The organism is Haloarcula limicola (genome assembly GCF_010119205.1).
GTDB lineage: Archaea > Halobacteriota > Halobacteria > Halobacteriales > Haloarculaceae > Haloarcula > Haloarcula limicola.
On sequence record NZ_WRXM01000002.1, the window covers coordinates 468,484 to 481,534 of the forward strand.

The window sequence follows — 13,051 nt, forward strand, 5'->3', positions numbered from 1 at the left end:
TTAGCTGATTTCAAGTAGATCGGGACGATACTTGTTCTGCTGCCTCAGCCATGTTCAAACAGAGAGCCCTAACAGCCAGCTGGACTGGCAATCATATTAGCTAAATTACTTAGGAGGGTGTGGATTTATACCGACCGGATTTGAATAGTTGGATAGTATGAATATTGCTCTCCTCTCGAATCTGTATCCTCCCGAGGTCATTGGTGGTGCTGAACGACACGTTCAGTGCGTGGCCGAGCGACTGGTTGAACGCGATCACCAGGTCTCGGTCATCACAACGGGCACAGACCTGGACGGAGACCACAATCAGTTCAATCGTGAAAATATAAATGGAGTCAACGTCTACCGATTTGAGCCGTTTACTGTTTATACTCCCTTGGAACATCAAGACGCACCGCGGTGGCAGAAACCGATACAGCATTTTGCAGATTTGTGGAATCCACACGTATACTGGATGGTCAAAAAATGTTTATCAAGTGTCAGACCAGATATTAGTCACATACACAATTTTGGAGGGCTTTCAAATGCCGTCTTTCCGGCAAGTTCGCTATATTCAGATGTGCTCCATACAATACACGACTATTCTCTTGTCAGTCCACATGCGAGTATGTTTACTAATGGCAAAATCATTGAGCCCGGACTGGCTAGCAGAGTGTATCAGCGGTTTAACCGACTGACCGTAGAACCGTATCTCGATTACGCTACCGCACCCTCTCAATTCATGCTAGATATGCATCGCCAATACGGGCTTCTCGAAAATATCGAGTCGGGACGCTTACGGCTTGGAATCGAACACACAAATGAGTATACGAACTGGGAACCGACGGATAATGAGTTCCGTTGTCTCTTTGCGGGACAGCTCACGTATCAAAAAGGTGTGGACGTGCTCATCGACGCTTTCTCAAATTTCACTGCGCCCACTGCTCCCACTGCTCGTCTCGACATTCTCGGGAAGGGGCCGGAACGGGAGACGCTAGAATCGTCTGTCGATGATACGCGGATTACGTTCCATGGTTTCGTCTCGGAAGCCGAACTTCATGAGCGGTTCAAAGACGCACATTTGACTATTGTCCCATCAAGATGGTACGACAATTCACCGATGGTCATCTATGAGAGCTTCATGCACGGAACACCTGTTCTCGGTGCTGAAATCGGTGGTATCCCAGAGCTCATCGAGGAGGGGACCACGGGTTATCTCTTCGAGCCGGAAGATCCGGAAAAGCTGAGGGTATCACTCAAGAGAGCCGAGCAAGATATCGATGAATCAATTCATAGCAATGTGTGTGCACGGGCGCAGGAGCTCACACTCACAAAACATGTCGAAGATCTTATTGAGTTATATGAGGGGTTAGTGTAATGTTTGAATTCCGGAGCCGTACCCGTGATCTTAACCTCTGGTCCCGTATAACAGTCCCGGAGCGGCTTACGATCGACCAGAAAGTCATCTTGTGTTTTTACTGGATCGTCTTCGGTACCACCTGTATTTTGGCGTTCAAGTTAGGCCCAACTGCCCCACCATTTAGTACATTTGTCTTCCTTGTCGGCATCTATGCGATTCCAATCGTTCTAATTTATCTCAGAACGCCACTGCCAATCGTGAAGGGGCTACTTCTGACCTCAACAGCTCTCGGGGTCCTAATAATAATTGATCCGTTTGAACCTGAGTTGTATGGCTACGACTCGTTCAATCTGCTCAACGACTGGGTCTTTTATCTGAATTACGACATCACGATAGAGACGTTCGTCTCGCTGTCTGAGGAACGTCCTTTCTTTTTCCAGTTCTCGAATATCATCTACCGACTCTTGGATATCGTGTTAGTCGACCTGCTCCACATTTACGACCGTATCGACCCGCTCACAGTGGCGAAATATATCCCGTTGCTCTCTGTTTTCACGCCATATCTGTTCTACGTTGCCCTGTCTAAATTTACGAACGCACGTCGTGCTCTCGTCGTCGCGTTTGGGTTTGCAAGCGTTCGCACGTTCCTCCTTATCGAGAGTCAATTTATCAATGAAATGTTTGGGCTCTTCCTTTTCGTGTTGCTACTCACGTTGGTACCTCGAATTGAGTCACGGAACGTAAGTGTCGCCGTGTTGGGAGCACTCGGTGTCGCTCTGGCCGGGACGCACCATTTTGCCGCATCCGTTGCGACAGGGTTCTTTGGCCTCTGGTTAGGCGTCTCGTTGCTCTCTACGTCAAGTCTGCCCTACCGAGTACCGTATCTGCCACGGTTCTTGCCGAATCCTACTCGAAGACGAGCACCGATTAGAAACCTAGCAATTGCAACAATCGCAATCGGTGTGGTCAACCTATACTTCTTCTCATATATTCAGACAGGGATGAGTATCGACCTCGTCAATGCGTTCATCAATAGATTATTACTTGATGGGTCGACCGGGGGGGCTACCGGAAACATCGGGTCAGGTGTCGGTGGTGAAGGGAACACGGTCCGAACGCTTCTGTCTTCCTACGGGGCAATTCTGGTACTGGGGCTGCTCGCGGCTATCAACGCGGCTACGATACTCACATCGTATGACAACGCCGTCTGGGAAACGGCTTGGGTGGTATACAATGGTATCCTCTCGGTAGCGTACGTCCTTTTTCTCGTCATCGGCCGTTTGGTCTGGCTGGACCCTAGTCGATTCCTCGTTTTTCTGCTTCCGTTCCTGCTCGGCGTTGCCATCCATGCGCTGGGGGAGTACCGTTTCCACGTAACTGAGTGGGGCGCGTCAGATATTCAAATCGGCTCTCTCATCGTGATACTGCTGGTCGTTACGCAAACCGCTGCAATTCCGTCGTACGTGCTAGAGACAGATCCCTCAACGAGCGCAATCGGTGAAAGCCACAACACTGTCCAACACCTCAGCGCGAGCGATTGGCTCCAGACTACCGGAACAAAGCCCGTTGTCAGTTGGGAAGGAGTCGTGTGGGGGGTCAGGAACGGCCACAAGATACGGTCCTTCGAAGAGTTCGATGGAGACTGTGGTGACGGGCTATATATCGAGTGGCGAGAGGCGGCCGCCCGTTCGCTGGGGCGGTCGCGGGAGGACGTACTCAGCCAGTATTCCGTCATCTACAGTAGCGGTGATGTCTCTCTAGGATACTGCCGTGGGCCGTCGTGAGCGGTGTTCGTTTCACTGACGTAAAATGATAATCCTAGTAGACGGAAAACACGGTTGTGACGGGGAATTTAAGAGAGCCACCGGTGACTAGGCAGGTACGGGATTGATCGGTACCGACTCTCCCGTTGATTACATGACTCGAACGCGCCATCGAGATACGCCGACAGTCAGCGTTATCCTGCCCACCTACAATAGGCCGGAACTATTGGGTCGCGCAGTCGACAGCGTCCTGAGTCAGACCCATCGTGCTATAGAATGCATCGTCGTCGATTCGGCATCGATGACGCCGGCCAGCCAAGCCCTCGCGGATGTTGCGGACGAGCGGCTAACCATTATTCGACTCGAGGACGACGATGGTCTGCAGCACGCGAAGAACGTCGGTATCGGGAATGCGACCGGTGAGTATCTGGCGTTCTTGGACGACGATGACGTCTGGTTACCGGAAAAGCTCGAACGACAACTTCGCTTCGTGAACGCTCGTCAGGTCGACGGGTGCGTCACACTCAAACGGGTGGTCGACGAGGAAGGAACGACGATTCCAGATACCGGATATATGAGTCGCTATCGTGCCCTAATGGGTGACTTAAAGACACAGCCGATGTCGACACTGCTCATCAGACGCAAACCGGTAACGGAGATAGACGGCTTCGATGAGTCCTTTCCGTTTCAGCATGAGGATAGAGAGTTCTGCGTCCGAATTCTCGATCGAGCGTCCATCGGCGTCCTCGAGGCACCACTTATCGAGGTCCATCGGGATGGACGGACGCCATTTCCAGAGCCAGACGCCCTCATCGAGGGTAAGCGAGCGTTGCTGAATAAACACGAGGAGCTCCTCTCGTCGTTTAGCCTGCTTGACCAGCGTCGAATACTCTCGTTCAACCGTCTCGAACTGGCCCTGTCGCTGTGCCATCACGGCGAGCCCAAGCGAAGCCTGGCCCTCTTTCGGCGTGCGCTTGTTCCTCCTGTGTTATCCCCGCAACAGTATCTATTCTATCTCGCGGTGTTCTCAAGGACGCTGTTCTCGAATGGGGTCCGTGGATATGTGCCGTTCGTCGAACAGACTGAAGCGGAGTGACATCCTCTCGTACCTAAACGCGTGGGCTCCTACCCGGTATTGATCGAGCAAACCGATCCCAAAGGTTGGGAGTTTAAGATTATCTGGACTGTTAGCCAGTGACTCTGTCACGAAGCCGTTACTCGCACCTCATGTCGGTCTTCGATTTACCGGATTGTTCGCTTATACTCGGTGTGCGGCGCATCTTTTGTTTCGGCCATGGAATGTAGCAAACAGTGGGCCAACTGCCAGTATTCTACGCTCGTAATGTAGCACGACACCAGATGGCAGATAGTTGTTAAAATCCCTAGTGGCTAATGCCTTTAGTGTTCTTCTCGAATCTCCATACGCTACTCCTCCCAGAAAATCACTCGCCATGCGGGATACGAGAGTCGCGGGCATTACGTGATAACCGGAGGGTGTGGGTTGCCCGTGAGGCGCTGTCTGTGATCACACGTCGCAATGAATGGGTCGCATGAAGTTCTAAAGTTGATTGGGTTTGATTAGGGAATACATCCAGCGGGAGGTGCTAGACCGGCGCCGGTTCACGCTTTTCAGGTGGACAGATATAGTTTTCTGTCATGTGCAAGATAGCAATCTGTCGATAACTCTGAGTTGCCGCTTGCGGTCGCCGTCTACGAGATATCCACAATAGAGACGGAACTATCTAACATACTGTATCTTCGCTGAAAACGAGTGGCAAGTAGTGTTAACACTGACTTCGTACGCACAGTAACCTGTGATATCGTTGTTATGAACGTCTACAGTTACCCACTTGCCGAAGGGGATATCGACAGCGAACCAGCCCTCGATTCAACCAACTTCAAAGTCGACGATAACATCGGTGAAGCCGTACACATTCACTACCGGAATGTTCGGCTAGAGTTTTCTGTCGCAGACTTCGTCCAGTTCGCAAATGAATGTGAAGACGCGGTGGAGGTGATGCGTGATGGGAATTGTTGAAGCGGAACTAGCTACGTTCGAACTATCAGATGGGACGCAGTGCAGAATCGAACTGAATCGGAACGACCGAGTCCACTTACACGTTGATACCGTTCGACTGGATCTGACCCGCGACGAACTCACACACTTCGTTGACGTGGTTTCCAAGGGAAAGGACAATCTGGTTGAGATCAAGGAGGAGATCTGATGAGTTATGCCGATTTGTTTGACCGGTTCAACGAAAGCGGTCTCCGCTACGTCGTCACCCGTAAGTACGACTTCTTACCGGAAAACACCGTTCACGAAGGCAACGACGTTGATATCCTCCTCTCTGCGGACGAGTTCGATAATGGGATAGCTATTTGTCGAGACTTGGGATTCAGCGATGCGACAGCCCCCCTTTCCGACCGTCTCAGTTTCTATCGAACTGGACTTGAGAAGCCTGCAGAGGTAGTCAACGTTCTATTAGAAGATCCCAGAAAGATGGTGCAAATGGCGATAACCGGAGTACCGCCTGGCTACGACAATCCACGTCACCGTGATGAACAATTACATCGGGATGGGGAAATCGTCGACTTGCGTAACAATCTCGCCTACAAGTCGCCGATGAACGAGTTGCGTATACCGGTTGATCCCTCTATCACCGAGGACATGTTCAAACGGCGTCGAAAACAGGACGGTATCTATGTTCCCGCGCCTTGTGACGAACTCGCACATATTATCCCACATTGTGTCTTCGATAAAGATGGGAACTTCTCTACGTACTACACCGAGAGATGTAACTCGCTGTTCGAGTTGGTATCTTCGCATGAACAGCAACGTCGTCACTTCGAGGACTTGCTCCGTCGAATTTTCTACGAGGCAGATGAGCGAGTATTTGAGCTCGTTGCAGACGGACGCTACTCAGATCTCCGAACGGAACTCCTCCGCTTTGCTGAATATTGAGACGGTAGCGTAACGTCACGCGCTTTTCGAATTTCCGTGCTCTACTCTGACCATCCCTATTTGGTTTCGGCGAGTGGCAGGTATGTAGAATTTGCAGGATTGTACTCGTCGCTATGGTTCGAGGAAATGATTTCATTTCAAGACGCTCGCCTCATTGCCGAACCCCTCTCGGCACCTTCTAAATTACACGTCATCTACACGTTATCAGACTGGTGAAGTCTAGGAATGCTAGTCACGGAAAATAGCTCGACGAACAGTTCTCGTCTCAGTCAAGACTGTTTATCCACTTGGCGCACCAAGTGTAGCGGTCCCAGTTTCTCAAATATCCACGAATACGCTGGCTGGAAAACCAACAGTACTGCCTCTATTCCGAGCTTATAAAGAATAACCCCCGATATAATTATGTGTCTCAGTAGTCACGATAAGATGATTCGATTCACTCGTAGGGAATCGGAGGGATGAAATGACCACTAAAAATACTGCTCCAAACCCAAAATCAATTCGTCATAAACAAATACTTGATTTGGCCGCTGAGAAACCGGATATGGCCTGTGAGGAGATCGCGTCCGAAATTCCAAGTGCAACGTCCGAACTTGTCGTTCGGGTTCTCAAAGAGTATGGTGACCCGGCCGCAGAAGACTCCGGCGAAGACAAAGACGATCACGACTCGGCTGACGAGCCGTCCGGAGATGATAGCTCGGCGAATTCGGCCACCGAGCACGAAGTGCCTAGATTTGACGCCCTTTCGGACAAGGAACGCGAGACGTTTCGTGCTATTCACAAGCATCCTGAAGAGAGCCAGCGAGAAATTGCTTCCCGACTCGGAGTCTCTGGACCGACGGTCAACTGTCGTGTGAACAGTGTCAAGGGGTTCGATTGGGATACCCGGCAGACATTCACTGCTGCCCTCTTCGAAAACGAATCGGCTGATTCGGAATTTCGGAACACCGCCTCTTCCGAGCGACAACAAATTCTCGCAGACGGTCCACAGGGAGCGAACGCATCTCCTCGCGACGATTCGGACCAAAATGAGGACGACCACGTGGAAACCGGGACGACCTTACCGGCTGACAAAGCGACAGAGGCCGCGACGGCGGCAACGTCAGAACCGGCGGAGACGGACAGCGAGCGTGTGTTGAACCGTTTGGATAGCATCAACCGCCAGCTCGATACACTCGCATCGAAAAGCACGTCGGACACCGCGTTCGAAGAGCCGGAACTCGTGCACAAGGTTCTTCACGCATGTTTTCGCGACGAAAATATCACCGAAGAAGAAGAGCTCCATATTCTCGAAGAATTTCTGCACTGAAAGACGCGGAGCGGCGCTCGGATTGTCGGATTCGGGTTCGTTTCAGACACTAAAATCTATGAAGTCGAAAAATACTGCAATGTGCGACGAATGGTTTCTCTGAGTCCCTGCTCTCTGAATAGTTCATAAAACCGACGAACAGAGATTCTGGCCTTTGTTGTGAGTGGTAACGGCGGGTCTACGAAGAGGGTGTTCAGGTAGTTCCGGTGGATTCGGAACCCCTCGGTCGTGTTGAGTTTCTCTCTGGCGGTGTTTGTATCGATACTGTTTCGCTCCCGGTCGATCAATGGCCCATGGAACACCTTGATCTCGCCGACGACCTTGTTGTCGAACCGATACATGCAGTTGTACCGGTTTTGGATGGGGCAGAGTCGCACGTCGCTATGATACAACGCAGGTCTAAGCGTCCGCTGGTCCCACTCGTGTTCAGGAAGGCATCGAGAAGCCCAGTCCGCGAGCATCTCCATCACCGTTTCTGTGTCCCTATAGGCGATTACCCCGCCGTTGAACTCGGGCACGCCCGGCGGCACCCCATCGACTGTGGTCGAACCCCCAGTCGGAATATGTGCCATCTCCCTAGCCATTCGGATTGCCACGTCGAAATCGTCGAGAATATCGAACAATTCCCAGACGGGTTGTTCGAGATAGATGTCCGTATCGAGATAGAGGGTTCGTTCGTACGGCGTCCGTTGCATCGCCGCTGCTTTGTCTCGCTTTAGAAAGGGAGATTCGTCGAGGAGGACGCGGTCGAAGCAATCTTCCGTCGGGTCGTGGTCAGCAACGAGGGTTATCGGACAGTCTGGCATGACCGACTTGGTCCGCTGAGCCGAGATAATGGCCTCCTGAACGAATTCATCCCCTTTTGCGATATACAGTATCCCGCGCTCCATCGAAGCGGATGACGGCATGCGTCATGTGTTCGTGTCCCTGCTATATTATATGCCCGACGATACTGCGAGGGAACGCCGCTGTTCGAGCGCAGTCCACCGTTTAACTGTTCGTTCAGCCGTCCGTCCCGAAGCAAATCCTTTTCCGAAGACTTCAGTATCGAGATCGCGGTTGACTACCGTCCGGAAGGCACGTTCGCTCTTCGGCTGTTCCACCCGAGTGACGCTTATAGCGACCGGTATCGTTGATCGTTCGAGGATGTAACGGCGGCTTAGCGCACCTATTGTGTGAGTATCTATACATAGATGCTATGTATCAATATACTGAGTGAGATACCATCTCAAAAATAGACATATCACGACATCGGCCATCAACCAGACTACAAACTAATCATGACTGGGTCTACTCGATTCGCCGAGCAACTTGGTGGATCGGTCGGAATTGGGCCGCTTAAACACGTTCTCTCGGCGGTGTACAACGGCGTTGCTGACCCGAGCGCCGTCCCGGCGAAGGTCGAACGCTGGGTCGGGAAGCGACATCCACTATTGTTCAGAAAATACCTCCTGCAAAAGAACAGGAGCGTATATGGGTATTGTGAGCCCCCCGACCCACTGCAATTAATAAATGTCGATCCTGATAGCGTCTCCCAAGCACTTGCGGTCGAGCACGGCTGTTATTACTGGCAACATCACAAGTGTGGGACGATTCTGGACGGCCCCTGGGATCAAGACACGACGCCGGTAGACGAGCTGCTGAAAGTTCGGGCATTAAGTAACCACTTCAAACATGACGTCGAGTGGAAAGAGACAGCCTTGTACGCCGAAATTATAGAGTCACACACCCACGAGGAGGCGCTCTCGCAACTGGAGATCTACGACAAACTGTACACCGACCTGCAAGACGGGTACAAGACGTCCTTTGAGTTACCGGAAACGGACTTCATGGAGGAAATTTGCGTCTGTATCGGCCGTCATGGCGAGATACTGTTCTCCCACAGCGGAACACATCGACTCGCGTTGGTGAGAGCCCTCGAACTAGACGAGGTCCCAGTCAGAGTGATGGTTCGCCACGCGAAGTGGCAGGAAATTCGGGAATCTCTCTCGCACCGACTGAACGATGCGAACAAGGAGGTGGCCGACTTTGAGGAGTATCTTGACCACCCCGACCTCCACAAGTTTCGCTCTGAGGAGAAATACGTCACCGAGAGCTACAGAGGCTAGCATCCAAACCTAATGACAGGGACCGATCGGGACTGGGAATACGTCCTTTTAGCCCCGCTAGAACAGTTAACGCCCACGAAGGGGTATCGCATATCGATCGGGGCCCTGAGTACGCCAGTGCCAAGTACCACTAAGGACCCGTCTAGCGAACTCTGGCAACTGAACGACAGTCCATAATTACCCCCTTTGCCCGAACGGTCACTCGAACCGATAGCCGGTGCGCGCCGCCGCTTCCTGCTTCGACACCACTTCACGGGGAAAGAGCGAAGAGTCGGGAGTAGTGCGGGAGACGTATTGCTGTCTTCGTCTGGACAGCTACAACCGACTTCACCCTAGGAGTTCACCGTCAACCAATATCGAACCCTCGATTTTATTAGCATAGTAAAACACTATTGACATATGCTATGCAGATGGGGCCGCTGGGCAGGGATTTTACGCAGCGATTCGCCGCTACATACGGTGCTGAACGTGCTACTGATAGCCAGCCTCGTCTTCGCTATCGGTAGTGTCGGGTACGTCTTTCTCTTTCCAATGCAGAGTGAGCCGTTTTCGGAACTCTACCTGCTTACGGAAAACGAAAGCGGGCATCTAGTCGCTGAGGACTATCCTCGTCAGATTGAACAAGGGGAAAGCCGCGAACTCGTCGTCGGGATCCGAAATAGAGAACGAGCCCGAACTGAATATACGGTCGTCGTCCAGATGCAAGAGGTGCGCACTGTCCGTAACCATACAGTTGTCCAAAACGCTACAAAGGTACGCCGATTTCAAACGACACTCGCTCCCAGAGAGCGGTGGCACCGCCCGCATACTATCAGCCCAACGACGGAAGGACAGTTGCAGTTACAGTATCTCTTATATAAGGGCGCACCGAGGCAACCACTAAATCGGTCTACTGCGTATCGCGAAGTGCATCTCCAGATGAATGTTACGGAGCGGTAAACACTTCGAAGGCTACAGAGCGGTAATCAGGTAGACACTCATTGACCCGTATATCTTTACCTCGCCGCCCGCTTGCTATACTATATGTTACCCGTCGGCCATCTCGCGTTCGCGTTGTTACCGGTGGTAGCGTACACCATTATTTGCCGCCGACGTTTACCGAACGGCGAGGCCGTGTTAGTTCTCTTAGTCTCGACACAACTCCCCGATCTGATTGACAAACCGCTAGCCTGGACGTTTGGAGTGCTTCCGAGTGGGCGAATGCTTGCCCACTCGCTCGTCGTGAGCATCCCCATTTTGACGCTCGGCGCCGTCTTGGCGCATCAACGCGGGCGAGGTCGCCTCGCGCTTCTATTCGGGATGGGATATCTCTCCCACATTGTCGGTGATTTCTATCAGATTGCCTTTCTCGGTACCGACTACTACTTCTTCCCGAACCTCTTCTGGCCGCTGCTCCGGGCGAACCCCGATAAATCGCCGTCCTTTGGTGCGCATGCGCCTAGTAGCCTCTCGGAACTCGTCCTTCCGGCGTCGTTCTTACTGATCACACTGGGCTACTCGCTCGTCGATATATATCGGCGACGACACATGGAACAATCTATAGCGACGCACACTCTGTAATCTCTCAATAGTCGTGTTTTCCGCTCCCGCTGCTCAATAGCCCCCTCTTACGAGTCATCACTTGACCGAAACCGAGACCGTTCCCGAGTGGAGCATGATATAGGATGAGTGAACTTATTGTCTAAGAAGAACAACCGATAGTAGATTCCTCTAACTATGTCAGCGCCTGAGTCAGAGTCTGTTTCCAGACGCGAGAAAGTCGAGGCACTCCGTAAAGTCGCTGCATACAATCCGAAACTGACCGTGCTGATCGTCGGATTCGGCGTCATTGCCGCAGGACTCGAAGCAGTCGGGTTAGGATTCATCCTCCCCGTTATCGAGATCGTACAGGCGAGTGGTGGCTCACCCGCTGAAGCGGACGGTGTGATGGGGCTCTTCGTTTCGGGGTATCGGGCTCTCAACGTCCCGTTCACTCTGGGAACCGTCATCGTGGGGGTTGCCGTCGTCATGATCGTCCGATACGTCTCTAGTTTCTTGGGTGCGTGGTTTAAAGAAGCCCTCCGGACGTACTATATTCGCTATCTTCAAACGGAGGCATTTGACCACGCACTCAATGCACGCGTGGCATACTTCGACTCGGAGGGCTCAGACGACATTCTGAACGCGATTATTACGCAAACGAACTATGCGGGTCGGGTCATCGCCCGCGGCGTTCGTCTACTGCAAATGTCGCTCCTCTCACTCGTATATATCGCTGTGGCGTTTGCAATCTCACCCGAACTCACGATATTCACCGTCGTCGTTCTCGGTGGACTTACCTATCTACTTCGGAGCGTCATCGAACCAGGATACAAGCTCGGTGAAGCTGTTGCAGACGCCAATCAGCAACGACAGGAGGCCGCACAGGCGGGAACGCAGGGCATTCGAGAGATTCGTATCTTCGGACTCGCTGACGAATTGCGTAGCGACTTCGCCGATGCCGTCAACAAATATACTGAGTCACAGATTACGTTACGACGTAACGAAGCAGCCCTCAATAACTTCTATAACCTTGTCATCGCCGTCGCTGTATTCGTGTTAATCTTCCTTGCATTGCGGTTCGCCAATCTAACGTTGAGTTCGCTAGGCGTGTTTCTTTTCGCTATGTTTCAGCTCGGACCCAAGGCCAGTACGGTAAATCAGCTCTTCTATCAGGTCGAAAATGACCTCCCGCACCTCGTTCGAACGCAGGAATTTGTGAGTACACTCGCCCATCACAAGGAGGAGAGCAATGCTACACGGACCCCGCCGGAGACGGTTTCAAAACTCGAGTTCGACGACGTCTGGTTCTCCTACGACCAAGACACGGACGTTCTTCGTGGCATCGATTTCACCGCCCAACAAGGTGAATTCGTGGCGTTCGTCGGCCAATCAGGTGCTGGCAAATCGACGATTGCCGCACTCCTCGCGCGGATGTACGAGCCCGACAGCGGCCACGTTCTAGCGAATGGCGAGCCGATTCAAGAACTGAGTAATCAGGCGTGGCGTAAGCATCTCGCAGTAGTACGACAGAACCCCTATATTTTCAACGATACGCTAAGATATAATCTTACGCTGGCGAACCGCAATGCCTCTCGACAAGCGATGGAACAGGTCTGTGAGATTGCAAAGGTAGATGAATTCTTTGATGACCTTCCGAATGGCTATGACACGGTACTCGGGGACGATGGCGTTCGTCTCTCCGGCGGCCAAAAGCAACGTGTGGCCCTCGCTCGAGCATTACTCGCAGATGCCGACATCCTCGTCTTGGACGAGGCGACGAGCGACTTAGATACAAAGTTAGAGAAAGAGGTACAGCAGTCGATTGAGGAGATGCATCGTGACTACATCATTGTCACTATCGCCCACCGACTCTCCACCGTCAAGAACGCGGACCGTATATATACGGTTGAAGACGGCGAGATCTCTGAGTTCGGAGAACACGACGAGTTGTTGAGCCAAGGCGGGACATACGCAGAGCTGTACGCCACGCAAGCGACTGGATAGACGTTCGCTACAAAATCAGTGCTTGGAAACTGTACTTACGAATGC

General features: G+C 52.2%; 12 protein-coding genes. 11 read left to right on the top strand and 1 reads right to left on the bottom strand.

The genetic code is table 11. The features are described 5' to 3' along the window. Positions 1–157: 157 nt before the first annotated feature. The 7 genes from GO488_RS11845 to GO488_RS11875 all read left to right on the top strand — a co-directional run bounded on the left by GO488_RS11845 (position 158) and on the right by GO488_RS11875 (position 7,373). Positions 158–1,357: a glycosyltransferase family 4 protein gene (locus GO488_RS11845; RefSeq protein ID WP_162318034.1), complete on the top strand. Its 1,200-nt coding sequence runs from the start codon at positions 158–160 to the stop codon at positions 1,355–1,357. Then, positions 1,357–3,123, top strand: a complete 1,767-nt coding sequence (locus GO488_RS11850) for a hypothetical protein (RefSeq protein ID WP_162318035.1) — start codon at positions 1,357–1,359, stop codon at positions 3,121–3,123. The genes GO488_RS11845 and GO488_RS11850 overlap by 1 nt, the downstream gene beginning before the upstream one ends. Positions 3,124–3,256: 133 nt before the next feature. Then, a complete protein-coding gene (locus tag GO488_RS11855; RefSeq protein WP_162318036.1) occupies positions 3,257–4,198 on the top strand; it encodes a glycosyltransferase family 2 protein in 942 nt (313 codons plus the stop codon). A 675-nt stretch (positions 4,199–4,873) separates the two neighbouring features. Beyond that, entirely contained in the window at positions 4,874–5,140 is a 267-nt protein-coding gene (locus GO488_RS11860; RefSeq protein WP_162318037.1) for a hypothetical protein, read from the top strand. Continuing rightward, a complete protein-coding gene (locus GO488_RS11865) occupies positions 5,127–5,327 on the top strand; it encodes a hypothetical protein (protein ID WP_162318038.1) in 201 nt (66 codons plus the stop codon). Before GO488_RS11860 ends, GO488_RS11865 begins: the two co-directional genes overlap by 14 nt. After that, on the top strand, positions 5,327–6,064 hold the full coding sequence (locus GO488_RS11870; RefSeq protein WP_162318039.1) for a hypothetical protein: 738 nt from the start codon (positions 5,327–5,329) through the stop codon (positions 6,062–6,064). The genes GO488_RS11865 and GO488_RS11870 overlap by 1 nt, the downstream gene beginning before the upstream one ends. Positions 6,065–6,527: 463 nt before the next feature. Further along, positions 6,528–7,373, top strand: a complete 846-nt coding sequence (locus GO488_RS11875) for a winged helix-turn-helix domain-containing protein (protein ID WP_162318040.1) — start codon at positions 6,528–6,530, stop codon at positions 7,371–7,373. Between the two features lie 56 nt (positions 7,374–7,429). On the opposite strand, the gene GO488_RS11880 is transcribed toward GO488_RS11875, so the two are convergent. Beyond that, entirely contained in the window at positions 7,430–8,263 is an 834-nt protein-coding gene (locus GO488_RS11880; protein ID WP_162318041.1) for a hypothetical protein, read from the bottom strand. A gap of 390 nt (positions 8,264–8,653) precedes the next feature. On the opposite strand from GO488_RS11880, the gene GO488_RS11885 reads away from it, so the two are divergent. The 4 genes from GO488_RS11885 to GO488_RS11900 all read left to right on the top strand — a co-directional run bounded on the left by GO488_RS11885 (position 8,654) and on the right by GO488_RS11900 (position 13,006). Further along, the gene (locus GO488_RS11885; RefSeq protein ID WP_162318042.1) at positions 8,654–9,481 is read left to right on the top strand and encodes a hypothetical protein; all 828 of its coding nucleotides are present in this window, start codon (positions 8,654–8,656) and stop codon (positions 9,479–9,481) included. Positions 9,482–9,880: 399 nt separating this feature from the next. After that, the gene (locus tag GO488_RS20225) at positions 9,881–10,420 is read left to right on the top strand and encodes a DUF1616 domain-containing protein (RefSeq protein ID WP_367398177.1); all 540 of its coding nucleotides are present in this window, start codon (positions 9,881–9,883) and stop codon (positions 10,418–10,420) included. Positions 10,421–10,504: 84 nt separating this feature from the next. Beyond that, entirely contained in the window at positions 10,505–11,041 is a 537-nt protein-coding gene (locus tag GO488_RS11895) for a metal-dependent hydrolase (protein WP_162318044.1), read from the top strand. Positions 11,042–11,197: 156 nt separating this feature from the next. Then, on the top strand, positions 11,198–13,006 hold the full coding sequence (locus GO488_RS11900; protein ID WP_162318045.1) for an ABC transporter ATP-binding protein: 1,809 nt from the start codon (positions 11,198–11,200) through the stop codon (positions 13,004–13,006). Positions 13,007–13,051 lie beyond the last annotated feature (45 nt).